Raw genomic sequence first — 17,350 nt, 5'->3', positions numbered from 1 at the left:
AAACCGCGAAGAAGCCAGCACCAGCCTTCAGCGAACCTGCGCTAACCGCGCCCGCCATCCCGCGATCAGCGACGGCCCCAACGCCACCAATGCCGACCCCAGCACCACCGTCACCGCCCCGACATAGCCCAGGCCATTGATCTGCTCGGCATGCACGTAATCCGGCCACAGCCAGGCCGCCAGCGCCACCGCGACGAACGTCACCAGCGGCGTCAGTGCCAGGGTCGCGCTGACCCGCGAGGCCTCCCAATGTGCCAGCGCCTCGGCGAACGCGCCATAGGCCACCAGCGTGTTCAGGCAGCAGGCCAGCAGCAACCAGCCCTGCAACGGGCTGAGCTGCAACACCTCCAGCGGATGCACCCAGGGCGTGAGCAGCAGTGCGCAGCACAGGTAGATCACCATCATCACCTGCTGCGAGTTCCACACCGTCAGCAGCTGCTTCTGGCTCAGGGCATAGAACACCCAGATGCTGGTCGCCAGGATGATGGTCAGCACGCCGGTAGTGTAGGTGCCGAGCGAAGTGAGCAGCTCTTCCAGGCGCTGGTTGAAGAACAGCCCGAACCCCGCCAGCAACACCAGCAGGCCCAGGCCCTGCCCCAGGCTGAAGCGCTCCTTGAACACGAACACGCTGGCCACCAGCAACAGCACCGGCCCCAGCTGCACCACCAGCTGCGCGGTGCCGGGGCTGAGCAGGTTGAGGCCGACCAGGTACAGCACATAGTTGCCGACCAGGCCGGCCACCGCGACGGCCACCAGGCCCTTGCCCTTCATTCCAAGACGACTGAACGACGGCAGCCGCCGATTGGCCGCCAGCCAGGCGAACAACAGGCCGCCGGAAACGCTCAGGCGGTACCAGGTGACGGTTACCGGGTCCATCACCTGCAGCACCTGCTTGAGCTTGATCGGCAGGATGCCCCAGAGCAACGCGGTCAACAGCGCCAGCAGAAGGCCCTGGACCCAGCGTCCGGAAGAAATGTGCATGGTGTCCTCGAGTCGAGCCTTGGTGGGGGAAGGTGCAGTCTACGGGCTTGGCGGGGAACGTGTGGCGGGAAAAGATTTCATCAGGTCATTCCCTGGATGCATGTCTGATTACCCCAGCAGGGCTGACACCGTCACTGTAGGAGCGGCCTTGTGCCGCGAATGGGGCGCGTAGCGGCCCCGGCAATCCATGGGTAAACGCCGATCCTGGGGCCGCCTTGCGGCCCTTTCCGGCCGGTCCGACGCCTCGGCAAGGCCGCTCCTACCTCTTGGCGAACGCCGCCTCCAGTGCCTGGTTGATCGTGCGCAGCACCTTCACCCGCGCCCAGCGCTTGTCGTTGGCCTCCACCAGGGTCCACGGCGCGATCTCGGTGCTGGTGCGGTCGACCATGTCGCCCACCGCCTCGGAATAGACGTCCCACTTGTCGCGGTTGCGCCAGTCCTCCTCGGTGATCTTGTAGCGCTTGAACGGGATCTGCTCACGCTCCTCGAAGCGCTCCAGCTGGGTCTGCTGGTCGATGGCCAGCCAGAACTTGACCACCACCACCCCGGCGTTGCTCAACTGCTCCTCGAAGTCATTGATCTCGCCATAGGCGCGCATCCAGTCCGCCGGGCTGCAGAAGCCCTCGACCCGCTCCACCAGCACCCGGCCATACCAGGAGCGGTCGAAGATGGTGAACTTGCCCCGCGCCGGAATGTGTCGCCAGAACCGCCACAGGTATGGCTGGGCACGCTCTTCCTCGGTGGGCGCGGCGATTGGCACGATGCGGTACTGGCGCGGATCCAGCGCCGCCGCCACGCGGCGGATCGCCCCGCCCTTGCCGGCCGCGTCGTTGCCTTCGAACACCGCCACCAGGGCGTGGCGGCGCATGCGCTTGTCGCGCAGCAGACCGGCCAGGCGCGCCTGTTCGGTGACCAGCTGTTCCTGGTAGTCGTGCTTGTCCAGGCGCAGGGTCATGTCCAGGGCGCCGAGCAGGCTCTTCTGGTCGATGCTGCGCCCCAGCGGCGTGACGTTACCCTGATGCTTGCCCTTGGGGTTGTTGGCCAGGGCGGCCTGCAGGCCCTCCAGCAGGATGCGCCCGACTGCCAGGCTGCGGTAGTGCGGGTCGACGCCCTCGATCACATGCCAGGGCGCGTAGTCGCGGCTGGTGCGGCGCAGCACACGCTCGCCGAAACGCACGAAACGGTCGTAGGTTTCCGACTGCTGCCAGTCCAGCGGGCTGATGCGCCAGTTGTGCAGCGGATCTTCCTTGAGCGCCTTGAGTCGCGCCTTCATCTGCTTCTTGGACAGGTGGAACCAGAACTTGATGATCAGCGCGCCTTCGTCGCAGAGCATCTGCTCCAGGCGCTCGGCGCCGGCGATGGCCTGGTCGAGCACGGCATCCTTGAACTGGCCGTGCACGCGGCCTTCGAGCATCTGGCTGTACCAGTTGCCGAAAAACACGCCCATCCGCCCTTTCGGCGGCAACGCCCGCCAGTAGCGCCAGGCCGGTGGCCGGGCCAGTTCCTCGTCGGTCTGCTGGTCGAAGGTGCGCACTTCGATCAGTCGCGGGTCCATCCACTCGTTGAGCAGCTTGACCGTCTCGCCCTTGCCGGCGCCCTCGATGCCGTTGATCAGCACGATCACCGGGAAGCGCGCCTGCTGCTTGAGTTCGTACTGGGCTTCGAGCAGCGCCTCGCGCAGGGCGGGGACTTCTGCTTCGTAGGTGTCCTTGTCGATGCTGTGACCGATTTCGGCGGATTCGAACATGGAGGGCTCCTTCAATGGATAAGCAAGATTAGCGGATTTGCGCCATCCGTATCGATCCTGTCGCGCCTTGCGATAAGACCGGCACTCGCCGCTCGGATCGCTTAAAATCCGTCATCCGCTGCAACCGAGCCGACCATGTCCGACACCACCCTCCCCCTGCACGCCCAGATCGACTGGGACGACCAGGGCCGCCCCCACTCCCGGCAATACGACGATGTCTATTTCGCCGTCAACGAAGGCATCGACGAGACCCTGCACGTGTTCATCGAGCAGAACCACCTGCGCCAGCGCTTCGCCGAGCTGGCGCCGCGGGACTGCCTGGTGATCGGGGAAACGGGCTTCGGCACCGGCATGAATTTCTTCTGCGCCTGGCAGCTGTTCGCCGAGCTGGCCCACGCCGAGGCGCGCCTGCACTTCGTCAGCGTGGAAAAGTACCCCCTGAGCCGCGACGACCTGGAGCGCGCCATGCAACTGTGGCCGGCGCTGGCGGCCTTCACCCGGCCCCTGCTCGATCAGTACGTGGCGATCCATCCGGGTTTCCAGCAACTGAGCCTCGATGACGGCCGCGTCACCCTCACGCTGATGATCGGCGATGCGCTGGCGCAACTGCCGCAACTGGACGCGTGCATCGACGCCTGGTTTCTCGACGGCTTCGCCCCGGCGAAGAACCCCGACATGTGGACGCCGGAGCTGTTCGCCCAGTTGGCGCGGCTATCGCACCCCGGCACCACCCTCGGCACCTTCACCACCACCGGCTGGGTCCGCCGCTCGCTGATCGAGGCCGGCTTCACCATGAAGAAGGTGCCCGGTATCGGCAAGAAGTGGGAGGTGATGCATGGCGTCTACAGCGGCGCGCCAGCCGCCCCCGCGGCGCCCTGGTACGCACGCCCGGCGCCCTTGCCGGGGCCACGCGAGGCGCTGGTGATCGGTGCCGGCCTGGCGGGCAGCGCCACGGCGCGCAGCCTGGCGGCCCGGGGTTGGCAGGTCAGCGTGCTGGAGCGTCACGACGGGCCGGCCCAGGAGGCCTCGGGCAATCCCCAGGGCGTGTTGTATCTCAAACTGTCCGCCCATGGCACCGCCCTGTCGCAGATGATCCTTTCCGGCTTCGGTTACACCCGTCGCTGGCTCGAGTACCTGCAACGTGGCCAGGACTGGGATGCCTGCGGTGTGCTGCAACTGGCCTTCGACAACAAGGAAGGCGAACGCCAGGCCAAGCTGGCGACCGCCTTCGACAACAGCCTGCTGCGCCAGCTCGACCGCGAACAGGCCGAAGCCGTGGCAGGCGTGGCGCTGGCCAGCGGCGGCCTGTTCTACCCCGAGGGTGGCTGGGTGCACCCGCCGGCGCTGTGCCAGGCGCAGCTGGACCATCCGCGCATCCGCCTGCTCGGCCATGCCAACGTCATCGCGCTGCGCAAGGCCGACGGTCTGTGGCAGGCCTGGGACGGCGAGCGCCTGCTGGCCAGTGCGCCGCTGGTGGTGCTGGCCGGGGCTGCCGATGTCCGTGACTTCCCGGCTTGCGCCGGGTTGCCGCTCAAGCGCATTCGCGGGCAGATCACCCGCCTGCCGGCCACCGTGGCCAGCCAGGAACTACGCACGGTGGTCTGCGCCGACGGCTACGTCGCGCCACCTCGCGGCGATGAGCACACCCTGGGCGCCAGCTTCGACTTCCACAGCGAGGACCTGGCGCCGACCGTGGCCGAGCACCAGGGCAACCTGGCGCTACTGGATGATATTTCCGCAGACCTGGCCACCCGCCTGCGCACCGCCGAGCTGGATCCGGCGCAACTACAGGGTCGGGCAGCGTTCCGTTGCACCAGCCCGGACTACCTGCCCATCATCGGGCCGCTGGCCGATGTCGAGGCGTTCAACCAGGCCTACGCCATGTTGGCCAAGGATGCGCGACAGGTGCCCGATGTGGCCTGTCAGTGGCTGGAGGGGCTGTATGTGAACAGTGGGCATGGGTCGCGGGGATTGATTACTGCACCGCTGTCCGGGGAGCTGATTGCGGCGTGGGTCAGTGGTGAACCATTGCCGGTGCCCCGAGCCGTGGCCGAGGCCTGCCACCCGAACAGGTTCGCGTTGCGCCGGTTGATTCGCGGTAAATAGCGGGATTGCTGGGGGCGCTGCGCGCCCCTTTCCGGCCGGTCCGACGCCTCGGCAAGGCCGCTCCTACACAGGCGACCGCGATCTCCTGTAGGAGCGGCCTCGTGCCGTGAAAGGACCGCACAGCGGTCCCAGTCCCCGACAACCACATATAACAGATTGATCTAAAACTCTCACAAGCTACCCCGGTCCCTACCTAAGTGCCCACCTTCGCGGCACACCTCCCCAACGGCAAAACCGGTAAGGACTTATGTGCGGATTAGCAGGAGAGTTACGTTTCCCCCCCATCGACCAAGCCCCACGCCCGGCGGACCTCGCCGCGGTGGAGCGCATCACCCACCACCTGGCGCCCCGCGGCCCCGACGCCTGGGGCTTCCATAGCCAGGGCGCGATTGCCCTCGGCCATCGGCGCCTGAAGATCATGGACCTGTCCGACGGCTCGGCCCAGCCCATGGTCGACAGCACCCTGGGCCTGGCCCTGGCCTTCAACGGCGCCATCTACAACTTCCCCGAACTGCGCGAGGAACTGCAGGCCCTGGGCTACAGCTTCTGGTCCGACGGCGACACCGAAGTGCTGCTCAAGGGCTACCACGCCTGGGGCGCGGCGCTGCTGCCCAAGCTCAACGGCATGTTCGCCCTGGCCATCTGGGAGCGCGACAACCAGCGCCTGTTCCTGGCCCGCGATCGCCTGGGGGTCAAGCCCCTGTACCTGTCACGCAACGGCGAGCGCCTGCGCTTCGCCTCGACCCTGCCGGCGCTGCTCAAGGGCGGCGATATCGACCCGGTGATCGACCCGGTGGCACTGAACCACTACCTGAACTTCCACGCCGTGGTACCGGCGCCACGCACCCTGCTGGCCAATGTGCAAAAGCTCGAGCCCGGCACCTGGATGCGCATCGACCGCCATGGCGAGGTCGAGCGCCAGACCTGGTGGCAACTGCACTACGGCCCGAACCCGGACGAACGCGAACTCGACCTGGAGGGCTGGACCAGCCGCGTGCTCGATGCCACCCGCGACGCCGTGGCGATCCGCCAGCGCGCCGCGGTGGACGTCGGCGTGCTGCTCTCCGGCGGCGTCGACTCCAGCCTGCTGGTCGGCCTGCTGCGCGAGGCCGGCGTGGACGACCTGTCGACCTTCTCCATCGGTTTCGAGGACGCCGGCGGCGAGCGCGGTGACGAGTTCCAGTACTCCGACCTGATCGCCAGGCACTACCACACCCGCCACCACAAGCTGCGCATCGCCGAGCACGAGATCATCGAACAGTTACCGGCGGCCTTCCGCGCCATGAGCGAGCCGATGGTCAGCCATGACTGCATCGCCTTCTACCTGCTCTCGCGGGAGGTGGCCAAGCATTGCAAGGGCGTGCAGAGCGGCCAGGGCGCCGACGAGCTATTCGCCGGCTACCACTGGTACCCGCAGGTGAACGGCGCCGAGGATGCCTTCGGCGCCTATCGCGAGGCGTTCTTCGACCGCAGCCACGCCGAATACCGCGCCACCGTGCAGGCGCCGTGGCGCCTGGACAACGACGCGGCCGGCGACTTCGTCCGCGAACACTTCGCCCGCCCCGGCGCGCCGGACGCGGTGGACAAGGCCCTGCGCCTGGACAGCACGGTGATGTTGGTGGACGACCCGGTCAAGCGGGTGGACAACATGACCATGGCCTGGGGCCTGGAGGCGCGCACGCCGTTCCTCGACTACCGCCTGGTGGAGCTGTCGGCGCGCATTCCGGCACGCTTCAAGCTGCCCGACGGCGGCAAGCAGGTGCTCAAGCAGGCGGCGCGTCGGGTCATTCCCCACGAAGTGATCGACCGCAAGAAGGGCTATTTCCCGGTTCCCGGCCTCAAGCACCTGCAAGGCGCCACCCTGGACTGGGTACGCGAGCTGCTGACCGACCCCAGCCAGGATCGCGGGCTGTTCGACCCGGCCATGCTCGACCGCCTGCTGAGCAACCCCCACGGCCAGCTAACCCCGCTGCGCGGCTCCAAGCTGTGGCAGTTGGCGGCCCTGAACCTGTGGCTCAGCGAACAAGGAATCTGACCGATGAAAGCCCACGAGATCGCCTATGGCCAGCGCCTGCTGCGCGGCCAGGCGCCGTCCTACGAGCGCTTGCAGGCACGCCTGGCCGGCGACGGCAGCGACCCCCACGACCAGCCGCGAGCCGTGCATTGCGGCTGGGGGCGGCTGCTGATCGGGCATACCTACCCCGATCCGCTCAGCCTGGCCGAAGCGCTGCTGCAAGAGCAGGCCGGCGAGCGCGACATCGCCCTGTACGTCGCCGCCCCGCAGCAGGTACTGGCCCAGGCGCCGCAACAGCTGTTCCTTGACCCGTCGGATACCCTGCGCCTGTGGTTCACCGACTACCGGCCGGCGCGGCGCGTGTTTCGCGGCTTTCGCATTCGCCGGGCGCAAGGACCGGCGGACTGGCAGGCGATCAATGCGCTGTACCAGGCCCGCGGCATGCTGCCGGTCGACCCCGAACTGCTCACCCCACGCCACCTCGGCGGGCCGGTGTACTGGCTGGCCGAGGACGAAGACAGCCACGCGGTGATCGGCAGCGTAATGGGCCTGGACCACAGCAAGGCCTTCGACGACCCCGAGCACGGCTGCAGCCTGTGGTGCCTGGCGGTGGACCCACAGTGCACCCGCCCGGGCGTCGGCGAAGTGCTGGTGCGTCACCTGATCGAGCACTTCATGAGCCGTGGCCTGGCCTGCCTCGACCTGTCGGTGCTGCACGACAACCGCCAGGCCAAGCGGCTGTACAAGAAGCTTGGTTTGCGTACCCTGCCGACCTTCGCCATCAAGCGCAAGAACGGCATCAACCAGCCGCTGTTCCTCGGCCCCGGTCCCGAGGCCGGGCTCAACCCCTATGCACGGATCATTGTCGACGAGGCGCTGCGCCGGGGCATCGAGGTGCAGGTGGAGGACGCGGGTGTAGGGCTGTTCACCCTGACCCTGGGCGGACGGCGCATCCGCTGTCGGGAATCGTTGAGCGACCTGACCAGCGCCGTGACCATGACCCTCTGCCAGGACAAGCGTCTGACCCGCCAAGCCCTGTACAACGCGGGTCTGCAGGTACCGGCGCAGCAACTGGCGGGCAATGCCGATGACAACCAGGCATTCCTCGACGAGCACGACACGGTGGTGGTCAAGCCGGTGGATGGAGAGCAGGGCCAGGGGGTGGCGGTCAATATCACCACGCTTGAAGCGCTGAGCCATGCCGTGGAACAGGCCCGCGTCTTCGACAGCCGCGTGCTGCTGGAGAGTTTCCATGCAGGCGTCGACCTGCGCATCGTGGTGATCGGCTACGAGGTGGTGGCGGCTGCAATCCGCCATCCGGCCCAGGTGATCGGCGACGGCAAGCACAGCCTCCGTGCGCTGATCGAAGCCCAGAGCCGGCGCCGCCAGGTGGCCACCGGCGGCGAGAGCCGCATTCCACTGGACGAAGAGACCGAGCGCACGCTCAAGGACGCGGGGCTGGGCTACGACGACATCCTGCCCGCCGGGCAACGATTGGCCGTGCGCCGCACCGCCAACCTGCACACCGGCGGTACCCTGGAGGATGTCACCGCGCGCCTGCACCCGGTACTGGCCGATGCCGCCGTGCGTGCTGCCCGCGCCCTGGAAATCCCGGTGGTGGGCCTGGATTTGATGGTCCGCGATGCCGAACATCCGGACTACGTGATCATCGAGGCCAACGAGCGTGCGGGATTGGCCAATCATGAACCGCAGCCTACGGCCGAGCGCTTTGTCGATTTGTTGTTCCCACATAGCCGACCTGTGGCCTGACAACCCCTCGTTATTTGTAGGAGCGGCCTTGTGCCGCGAAAGGGGTGCGAAGCGCCCCCAGGATTTCAGCTTCGCTGCATCTATCGCCGGGCCCGCTTTGCGGGCCTTTCGCGGCACAAGGCCGCTCCTACAAAGGCCTTGCCCGCAGTTTGGAAATTTCACCCCGACCGGAGACCTGGACATGTCCGAACGACTCCCCGAACCCGATCTCGACTACCTCAAACGTGTGCTGCTGGAGATGCTCGCCATCCCCAGCCCCACCGGCTTCACCGACACCATCGTGCGCTATGTCGCCGAGCGCCTGGACGAACTGGGCATCCCCTTCGAGCTGACCCGTCGCGGCACCATACGCGCCACGCTGAAGGGCCGCCAGAACTCGCCCGACCGCGCCGTCTCGGCGCACCTGGACACCATCGGCGCCAGCGTGCGCCAGTTGCAGGACAACGGTCGCCTGGCCCTGGCACCGGTGGGTTGCTGGTCGAGCCGCTTCGCCGAGGGCAGCCGGGTCAGTGTGTTCACCGATACCGGCGTGTACCGCGGCAGCGTGTTGCCACTGATGGCCAGCGGGCACGCCTTCAACACCGCCATCGACCAGATGCCGATCAGCTGGGAACACGTTGAAGTGCGCCTGGACGCCTACTGCGCCACCCGCGCCGATTGCGAGGCGCTGGGGATCGCCATCGGTGACTGCGTTGCCTTCGATCCGCTGCCGGAGTTCACCGAAAGCGGCCATATCAGCGCCCGCCACCTGGACGACAAGGCCGGCGTGGCGGCCTTGCTGGCGGCGCTCAAGGCCGTGGTGCAAAGCGGCCGTCAGCCACTGATCGACTGCCACCCCTTGTTTACCATCACCGAGGAGACCGGCTCGGGCGCCGCGGCCGCCCTGCCCTGGGACGTCAGCGAATTCGTCGGCATCGACATCGCCCCGGTGGCGCCGGGGCAGGCCTCCAGCGAGCACGCGGTGAGCGTGGCCATGCAGGATTCGTCCGGTCCCTACGACTATCACCTGTCGCGCCACTTGCTGAAGCTGGCCGGCGATGCTGATTTGCCGGTACGCCGCGACCTGTTCCGCTACTACTTCAGCGACGCCCACTCGGCGGTGACCGCCGGGCACGATATCCGCACCGCCCTGGTGGCCTTCGGCTGTGATGCCACCCATGGCTACGAGCGCACCCATATCGACAGCCTGGCGGCGCTCAGCCGGCTGCTCGGCGCCTACCTGCTCAGCCCGCCGGTGTTCGCCAGCGACTCGCAGCCGGCCAATGCCTCACTGGAGCGCTTCAGCCACCAGCTGGAACACGACGCGCAGATGGAAAGCGATACCCGGGTGCCGGCGGTGGACAGCCTGGTGGGCAACAAAGGCTAAGCTCAAACGCCTATCCCTGTAGGAGCGGCCTTGCGCCGCGAACGGGTCGCGTAGCGGCCCCTGGATCAAAGATCGCCGGGGCCGCTTTGCGGCCCGTTCGCGGCACAAGGCCGCTCCTACAAGGGAATTGCAAATTCACGTAGCATGCCCCCATTCCCACAACCACTGCCCAGACCATGCTGATCCCCTACGACCAACTCGAAGCCGAAACCCTGACCCGCCTGATCGAGGACTTCGTCACCCGCGACGGCACCGACAACGGCGACGACACCCCACTGGAAACCCGCGTGCTGCGGGTACGCCAGGCCCTGGCCAAGGGGCAGGCGTTCATCCTGTTCGACATGGACAGCCAGCAGTGCCAGTTGCTGGCCAAGCATGACGTGCCGCGGGAGCTCTTCGAGTAGCCGGCCTTCAGGCCTGCTGCTTCTCCAGCTCCAGTGCCTTGATGCGCTTGTACACCTCGACCCGGTGCACCTCCACTTCGCGCGGCGCGCAAATGCCGAAACGGACCTGGCCGTTCTCCACGGACATCACCTGGATCCTGATGTTGTCGGCAATGACGATGACCTCGCCCACTTCTCGTCCGATTACCAGCATGCTCCGTTCCTCCCGCTCAATGGAAAATCGGAGACTGCCCCGCCAGCTTTGGCCTACTCAATCCTTCTTCGGATAAATAGACACGCCCTACTGGCGAGGGTAAAAAAACCTACAGAAACTTCCCTCAATGTGCGGCTTTGCGTGCCTTCGCCCGCATTTTCACCGCCATGTCCGCCATTTCATCGTACAGCCGCTGGGGCGACTGGCATTTGAGCTGCCAGGCCTGACGCCCGGATTCATGGGGCAGGATCAGGAACTCGCCAGCCGCAACCCGCTGATGGATATACTCGGCGATATCGGCGGCATTGATCGGCGAGCCTTCCAGCAGTTTGCCCACCTGCGCCTTCATCGCCGGATCCGGCCCGCGGAACGAGTCGAGCAGGTTGGTCTGGAAGAACGACGGGCACACCACATGCACCGCCACCTCGACCTGGCGCAGCTCCACCAGCAGGCTCTCGGACAAGGCCAGCACCCCGGCCTTGGCCACGTTGTAGTTGCTCATGCCCGGCCCCTGCATCAGGGCGGCCATGGAGGCAATATTGATGATCCGCCCACGGCTGCGCTCGAGCAGCGGCAGGAACGCCTTGCAGCCCTTGACCACGCCCATCAGGTTGACCGCGATCTGCCAGTCCCAGTCCTCCAGGGACAAATCGGCGAAGAACCCGCCCGACGCCACCCCGGCATTGTTGACGATCACGTCGATGCCGCCGAGCTTCTCCTCGCAGGCCTGGGCCAGGGCGGTGAGCTGGCTGTAGTCGCGCACGTCGCAGCGCTGGATGAAGCCGTCACCACCGGCGCCACGCACCAGCTCCAAGGTCTCGCGCAGGCCCGCTTCATTGACATCGGCCAAGGCCAGGCGCCAGCCATCGCGGGCCCAGCGCAGGGCGATCTCGCGACCAAGGCCGGAGCCGGCGCCAGTGATCATCATTCGGTTGTGCATGGTCAGCTGCCTTGAACAGTGGGATTGGCCTGGAGTCTAGCCAGAACGCGGGCCACAGCGGTGCAGCATCAGAATGCTGAATGAGGATTCATCCACCCGGGGCCTGCACAACCGATGGAATCTTTGCCCACCGCCAACGGTCGGAACAGTAAGCGCCCAGCATTCCGAGGCCCTTGACCCTCAACCACGCAAGGACTCCATCATGACCACGATCCTCATCATCATCCTGATCCTGCTGCTGGTCGGTGGCTTACCGGTCTTCCCGCACTCGCGCAGTTGGGGCTACGGTCCTTCCGGCATCATCGGCGTGGTGCTGGTGGTGTTGTTGATCCTGTTGCTGCTCGGTCGGATCTGAGCCAGCCATTGCAGCTGGCTCCCTGTTGAACGAAAACGCCCCGGCAAGCCGGGGCGTTTTCGTTCAGGCAACAACCAGGATCAGTGGGAAACCGCCCCGCTGGCCCCAAGGCCGGTCTGCGAACGGACGAACTGTGGGAAGAACAGCGCGCGCTCGTTCTCGGCAGCCTTGGACTTGTCGGTGACCGAGAAGAACCAGATGCCGGCGAAGGCAATGATCATCGAGAACAAAGCCGGGTACTCGTACGGGTAGATGGCTTTCTCGTGACCGAGGATCTGCACCCAGATGGTCGGGCCCAGGACCATCAGGCCCACCGCGCTGACCAGGCCCATCCAGCCGCCGATCATGGCGCCGCGGGTGGTCAGTTTCTTCCAGTACATCGAGAGCAGCAGCACCGGGAAGTTGCAGCTGGCGGCGATGGAGAAGGCCAGGCCGACCATGAAGGCGATGTTCTGCTTCTCGAACAGGATACCCAGGCCGATCGCCAGCACGCCCAGGGCGATGGTGGTGATCTTCGACACGCGGATCTCGTCCTTGTCGTTGGCCTTGCCCTTGCGCCAGACGCTGGCATACAGGTCATGGGACACCGCCGAGGCACCGGCCAGGGTCAGGCCGGCGACCACCGCCAGTATGGTGGCGAAGGCAACCGCCGAGATGAAGCCGAGGAACACGCTGCCGCCCACGGCATCGGCCAGGTGCACCGCCGCCATGTTGTTGCCGCCGATCAGGGCGCCGGCGGCGTCCTTGAAGTCGGGGTTGGTGCTGACCAGCAGGATCGCGCCGAAGCCGATGATGAAGGTCAGGATGTAGAAGTAGCCGATGAAGCCGGTGGCGTACAGCACGCTCTTGCGCGCTTCCTTGGCATCGCTGACGGTGAAGAAGCGCATCAGGATGTGCGGCAGGCCTGCGGTGCCGAACATCAGCGCCAGGCCCAGCGAGAACGCCGAGATCGGGTCCTTGACCAGGCCGCCCGGGCTCATGATCGCCTCGCCCTTGGCATGCACCTTGATCGCCTCGGAGAACAGGGTGTTGAAGTCAAAGCCCACGTGCTTCATCACCATCAGCGCCATGAAGCTGGCACCGGACAGCAGCAGCACCGCCTTGATGATCTGCACCCAGGTGGTGGCGAGCATGCCGCCGAACAGCACGTACAGGCACATCAGGATGCCCACCAGGATCACCGCCACGTGGTAGTCCAGGCCGAACAGCAGCTCGATGAGCTTGCCGGCACCGACCATCTGCGCGATCAGGTAGAACGCCACCACCACCAGCGAGCCGGAGGCCGACAGGGTGCGGATCTCCTTCTGCCCGAGGCGGTACGAGGCCACGTCGGCGAAGGTGTACTTGCCCAGGTTGCGCAGGCGCTCGGCGATCAGGAACAGGATGATCGGCCAGCCGACCAGGAAGCCGATGGAGTAGATCAGGCCGTCGTAGCCCGAGGTGAACACCAGCGCGGAAATACCCAGGAACGAGGCCGCCGACATGTAGTCACCGGCAATCGCCAGGCCGTTCTGGAAGCCGGTGATCTTACCGCCGGCGGCGTAGTAGTCGGCCGCCGACTTGTTGCGTTTGGAGGCCCAGTAGGTAATGCCCAGGGTGAAGGCGACGAAGGCCACGAACATGGCAATCGCCGAGACGTTCAGCGGCTGTTTCTGCACCTCGCCGGTCAGGGCATCGGCGGCCCACACGGCGGGTGCGAAGGCACCGCAGGCCAGGACGGCCAGGGTTTTGGCGTGACGGATCATTGCTTGGCCTCCTCGAGAATGGCCTTGTTCAGTTCATCGAACTCGCCGTTGGCGCGACGCACGTAGAGCGCGGTGAGCACGAAGGCCGAGAGGATCAGGCCGACGCCCAGTGGAATGCCCCAGGTGATCGACGACTCGGGGCTGAGCTTGGCGCCCAGCACGTGCGGGCCATAGGCGATGAGGAGGATGAAGGCGCAGTAAAGGCCGAGCATGATCGCCGAGAGAATCCAGGCGAAGCGCTCGCGCTTGGTGACCAGTTCCTTGAAGCGCGGACTGTTCTGTATCGATTGGTAAATGCTGTCGTTCATTGTTTTTGTCCTAGCAGCACAGAGTAGGGAGAACCCGACTCCAACTTTATGCTGCCGCTGGACGCCAACCAGACGACCTTAGTCTTAGATGCAACGGTGTTTTACAGATTTCGCAACAACCAAAACCCGAGTAGGGCCATTCGCGGGTAAACCCGCTCCCACAGGTAAGCCACAATGTTCAAGTTTGTGGTGATCCTGTGGGAGCGGGTTTACCCGCGAAATAGTCGTACTGGCCTCTACGGCGAGGTTACTTGCCGGTCCACTCCTTGACCCGCTCCGGATGCTTGGCCACCCAGTCCTTGGCAGCGGCCTCGGGCTTGGCGCCTTCCTGGATCGCCAGCATCACCTCGCCGATCTCATCCTTGGACTGCCACTGGAACTTCTTCAGGAACTCGGCCACTTCCGGCGCCTTGCTCGCCAGTTCCTTGCTGCCGATGCTGTTGACGGTTTCGGCGGCGCCATACACGCCTTTCGGATCCTCGAGGAACTTGAGCTTCCACTTGGCGAACATCCAGTGCGGCACCCAGCCGGTCACGGCGATGGACTCGTTCTTCTTGTAGGAGCGGCCCAGCTCGGCGGTCATCGCCGCGCCGGAGCTGGCGGTCAGTTTGTAGCCGGTCAGGTCGTAGTCCTTGATGGCTTGCTCGGTCTTGAGCATGACCCCGGAGCCGGCATCAATGCCGACGATCTTGTTCTTGAAGCTGGCATCGGTCTTGAGGTCGGTGATGCTGTTGGCCTTGACGTACTCGGGAACGATCAGGCCGATCTTGGCATCCTTGAAGTTCGGCCCGTAGTCGACGACGTTGTCCTTGTTCTTGGCCCAGTACTCGCCATGGGTCACCGGCAGCCAGGCCGAGAGCATGGCGTCGAGCTTGCCGGTGGCCACGCCCTGCCACATGATCCCGGTGGCCACGGCCTGCAGCTTCACGTCATAGCCGAGTTTCTGCCTGATCACCTCGGCGGCCACGTTGGTGGTGGCCACGCTGTCCGACCAGCCGTCCACGTAACCGATGCTCACTTCCTTGGCCATGGCCTGCGCAGTGCTCATGGTCAATACCAGGGCGGCGCCCACACTCAGGAAACGTCGTACTCTTGTAAAAGTCGCCATCAAAGCATCCCCTCGTCAGGTCTTGGAGAGAGCATCATCGACCTGCCCCCGCGCACGACCTGCTCTGTCAGCGACCTCCAGCGAACGATCAGCGACAGCACTGTGCCATTAACGCCATGCCAGCCGAGCGGCCTGCGCGATCCTTGCATGCCAAAGGCTTGGCGCCGGTCATTTGCGGCTATCATCTAGCCCTTTGTGCTTGCCGACGGACCGCCCGATGCCCAGTAACACCCGACTGCTCCTGCCTGCTTACCTGCTCGCCTGCCTGCTCGCCCTCATCGGGCTGTGGGCGCTCTGGTACGGCCTCGGCAAGCCGGTGCACCTGCCCGATGCGGCGAGCCCGACGCACAAATTGCAGTGCGCGTCCTACACCCCGTTCGACAAGGACCAGTCGCCGTTCGACCAGCCGTTTCGCCTGCGCCCGGCGCGCATGGACGCCGACCTGGCGTTGCTGAGCGAGCGATTCCAGTGCATCCGCACCTATTCGATGACCGGCCTGGAGGCGATCCCGGCGCTGGCCCGCAAGCATGGCCTGAAGGTGATGCTCGGTGCCTGGGTCAACTCAAGCCCCGTGGACACCGACAAGGAAATCGAATTGCTGATCGCCGCGGCCAACGCCAACCCCGACGTGGTCAGCGCGGTGATCGTCGGCAACGAGGCGCTGCTGCGCAAGGAAATCACCGGCGAGCGCCTGGCCGGGCTGATCGAGAAAGTGAAAAGCCAGGTGAAGGTGCCGGTGACCTACGCCGATGTCTGGGAGTTCTGGCTGCAACACCCGCAGATCGCACCGGCGGTGGACTTCCTCACCATCCACCTGTTGCCCTACTGGGAAGACGATCCACGTGGCATCGATGCGGCGCTGGCCCATGTGGCCGAAGTGCGCCAGGTATTCGGCAACCGCTTCGCGCCCAAGGACATCCTGATCGGCGAGACCGGCTGGCCCAGCGAAGGACGCCAGCGTGAGACGGCGGAGCCGAGTCGGATCAACGAGGCGCGTTTCATCCGCGGCTTCGTCGCCCTGGCCGAGGCTAACGGCTGGCGCTACAACCTGATCGAGGCGTTCGACCAGCCCTGGAAGCGTGCCAGCGAAGGCGCCGTGGGCGGCTACTGGGGGCTGTACGATGCCGACCGCCAGGACAAGGGCGTGCTTGAAGGGCCGGTGAGCAACCTGGCGCTGTGGCCGCAGTGGTTATTGGCCAGTGTGATACTGATGCTGACGACCCTGGCTCTGGCCGGGCGCCCGGCAAGCCGCCGTGCCGCCCTGCTGCTGCCGTTGCTGGCGGCCCTGGGCGCCGGCAGCCTCGGGCTGTGGGGGGAGCTGATGCGCACCAATGCCCGCTTTGCCGGGGAATGGCTGTGGGCGGTGGCCCTGGCCGGTTTGAACCTGTTGGTGCTGGCCCATGGCGCGCTGGCCCTGGCTCGCAGAGACGGCTGGCGCCAGCGGTTGTTCGCCTGGCTGGAAAAGCATGCCGGCACATGGCTGCTGGCGGCCGGATTCGCCGCGGCGGTGAGCATGCTGGCGATGGTGTTCGACCCGCGCTATCGCAGCTTCCCCAGTGCGGCGCTGCTGCTGCCGGCAGTGGTCTATCTGCTGCGGCCGGTCCCGGCGCGGCGGGCGGAGGTGGCGTTGCTGGCCTTTATCGTGGGCGCTGGAGTGGCGCCGCAGTTGTTCCAGGAAGGGTTGGCGAATCGACAGGCCTGGGGTTGGGCGGTGGTCAGCGTGTTGATGACCACCGCCTTGTGGCGCAGCCTGCGTTTGCGCAAGGCCTGAATAATGCGTTGCTTTCTTCGCGGGTAAACCCGCTCCCACAGAGGGTACTCCGCTACCCTGTGGGAGCGGGTTTACCCGCGAATAGGCCCTGTCAGGCAACCAGTGATCGGCGCACCAGCCGCAACCCCGCCAGCACCACGGCAAACACCGCGATGCTCGCGGTATACAGCACCAGCGCCGGAATCCCGAACAGCAGCGCCAGCGCCGCCAGCCACCATCCGCCTCGGCCAGGCACCAGTTGGCAGAGCAACGCCAACCCCAATGCCCCCCAGGCAATTATCTGGAAATGTATCCCCAGCCCCAGCAGCGAACGCACCTGGCATTGCCAGACCTCTCCCGGCACGCTGCACAGCCCGACCCACCGAGCATCCTCCATCAGCCCATAGCGCACGCCATAACTGGCCGCGAGCCACAGCGGCAGGAACAGCAACAGGGCAACGACCGGCCTCCAACGCGCCATGCGGATCTCCAATAGCGGTAATCGAAACGTTGCATGATCGCCCAGGGGCCGCGACAAGGCAAAATCATGGCCCGGCAGCTAT

The 17,350-nt window shown here is 65.8% G+C and carries 15 protein-coding genes; 7 read left to right on the top strand and 8 right to left on the bottom strand.

The window, feature by feature from the left end; genetic code table 11:
• Nucleotides 1-27 precede the first annotated feature (27 nt).
• Both AC0MAZ_RS10635 and pap read right to left on the bottom strand, forming a co-directional pair.
• On the bottom strand, nt 28-981 hold the full coding sequence (locus AC0MAZ_RS10635; protein ID WP_475861053.1) for a DMT family transporter: 954 nt from the start codon (nt 979-981) through the stop codon (nt 28-30).
• 259 nt (nt 982-1,240) lie between these two features.
• Nucleotides 1,241-2,728: a polyphosphate:AMP phosphotransferase gene (gene pap, locus AC0MAZ_RS10630; protein WP_203647640.1), complete on the bottom strand. Its 1,488-nt coding sequence runs from the start codon at nt 2,726-2,728 to the stop codon at nt 1,241-1,243.
• A 135-nt stretch (nt 2,729-2,863) separates the two neighbouring features.
• Here pap and mnmC point away from each other — a divergent pair, with 135 nt between their 5' ends.
• The 5 genes from mnmC (at nt 2,864) to AC0MAZ_RS10605 (ending at nt 10,388) form a co-directional block, all read left to right on the top strand.
• Complete coding sequence (gene mnmC / locus AC0MAZ_RS10625; RefSeq protein ID WP_475861052.1) at nt 2,864-4,834, top strand: bifunctional tRNA (5-methylaminomethyl-2-thiouridine)(34)-methyltransferase MnmC2/FAD-dependent 5-carboxymethylaminomethyl-2-thiouridine(34) oxidoreductase MnmC1; 1,971 nt, start codon at nt 2,864-2,866, stop codon at nt 4,832-4,834.
• A gap of 247 nt (nt 4,835-5,081) precedes the next feature.
• Complete coding sequence (locus tag AC0MAZ_RS10620; protein ID WP_475861050.1) at nt 5,082-6,869, top strand: N-acetylglutaminylglutamine amidotransferase; 1,788 nt, start codon at nt 5,082-5,084, stop codon at nt 6,867-6,869.
• A 3-nt stretch (nt 6,870-6,872) separates the two neighbouring features.
• Nucleotides 6,873-8,618: an N-acetylglutaminylglutamine synthetase gene (ngg, locus tag AC0MAZ_RS10615; protein ID WP_254463859.1), complete on the top strand. Its 1,746-nt coding sequence runs from the start codon at nt 6,873-6,875 to the stop codon at nt 8,616-8,618.
• A 181-nt stretch (nt 8,619-8,799) separates the two neighbouring features.
• Entirely contained in the window at nt 8,800-9,984 is a 1,185-nt protein-coding gene (locus AC0MAZ_RS10610; RefSeq protein WP_203647644.1) for an osmoprotectant NAGGN system M42 family peptidase, read from the top strand.
• 176 nt (nt 9,985-10,160) lie between these two features.
• The gene (locus AC0MAZ_RS10605) at nt 10,161-10,388 is read left to right on the top strand and encodes a YheU family protein (protein WP_203647645.1); all 228 of its coding nucleotides are present in this window, start codon (nt 10,161-10,163) and stop codon (nt 10,386-10,388) included.
• A 7-nt stretch (nt 10,389-10,395) separates the two neighbouring features.
• On the opposite strand, the gene csrA is transcribed toward AC0MAZ_RS10605, so the two are convergent.
• Entirely contained in the window at nt 10,396-10,581 is a 186-nt protein-coding gene (csrA, locus tag AC0MAZ_RS10600; RefSeq protein ID WP_234560817.1) for a carbon storage regulator CsrA, read from the bottom strand.
• Between the two features lie 124 nt (nt 10,582-10,705).
• Complete coding sequence (locus AC0MAZ_RS10595; RefSeq protein WP_475861048.1) at nt 10,706-11,521, bottom strand: SDR family oxidoreductase; 816 nt, start codon at nt 11,519-11,521, stop codon at nt 10,706-10,708.
• 202 nt (nt 11,522-11,723) lie between these two features.
• On the opposite strand from AC0MAZ_RS10595, the gene AC0MAZ_RS10590 reads away from it, so the two are divergent.
• Complete coding sequence (locus AC0MAZ_RS10590) at nt 11,724-11,876, top strand: DUF3309 family protein (protein ID WP_082337667.1); 153 nt, start codon at nt 11,724-11,726, stop codon at nt 11,874-11,876.
• An 80-nt stretch (nt 11,877-11,956) separates the two neighbouring features.
• On the opposite strand, the gene AC0MAZ_RS10585 is transcribed toward AC0MAZ_RS10590, so the two are convergent.
• From AC0MAZ_RS10585 to AC0MAZ_RS10575, 3 genes are all read right to left on the bottom strand, one after another.
• Nucleotides 11,957-13,621, bottom strand: coding sequence for a cation acetate symporter (locus tag AC0MAZ_RS10585; RefSeq protein WP_232856443.1), 1,665 nt, complete (start codon nt 13,619-13,621; stop codon nt 11,957-11,959).
• Nucleotides 13,618-13,929, bottom strand: a complete 312-nt coding sequence (locus AC0MAZ_RS10580; RefSeq protein ID WP_110736475.1) for a DUF485 domain-containing protein — start codon at nt 13,927-13,929, stop codon at nt 13,618-13,620. The genes AC0MAZ_RS10585 and AC0MAZ_RS10580 overlap by 4 nt, the downstream gene beginning before the upstream one ends.
• A 247-nt stretch (nt 13,930-14,176) precedes the next feature.
• Nucleotides 14,177-15,037, bottom strand: a complete 861-nt coding sequence (locus tag AC0MAZ_RS10575) for a glycine betaine ABC transporter substrate-binding protein (protein WP_475861045.1) — start codon at nt 15,035-15,037, stop codon at nt 14,177-14,179.
• A 217-nt stretch (nt 15,038-15,254) separates the two neighbouring features.
• Here AC0MAZ_RS10575 and AC0MAZ_RS10570 point away from each other — a divergent pair, with 217 nt between their 5' ends.
• Nucleotides 15,255-16,808, top strand: a complete 1,554-nt coding sequence (locus AC0MAZ_RS10570) for a glycoside hydrolase family 17 protein (RefSeq protein ID WP_475861043.1) — start codon at nt 15,255-15,257, stop codon at nt 16,806-16,808.
• Between the two features lie 91 nt (nt 16,809-16,899).
• Here the strand turns inward: AC0MAZ_RS10570 and AC0MAZ_RS10565 are convergent, their stop codons facing one another.
• On the bottom strand, nt 16,900-17,268 hold the full coding sequence (locus AC0MAZ_RS10565; protein ID WP_475861041.1) for a hypothetical protein: 369 nt from the start codon (nt 17,266-17,268) through the stop codon (nt 16,900-16,902).
• Nucleotides 17,269-17,350 lie beyond the last annotated feature (82 nt).

The sequence above is a fragment of the Pseudomonas sp. A genome (assembly GCF_056270345.1).
The sequence above is the reverse complement of the archived record's forward strand: the minus strand, read 5'-3'. Positions and strand labels throughout refer to the sequence as shown.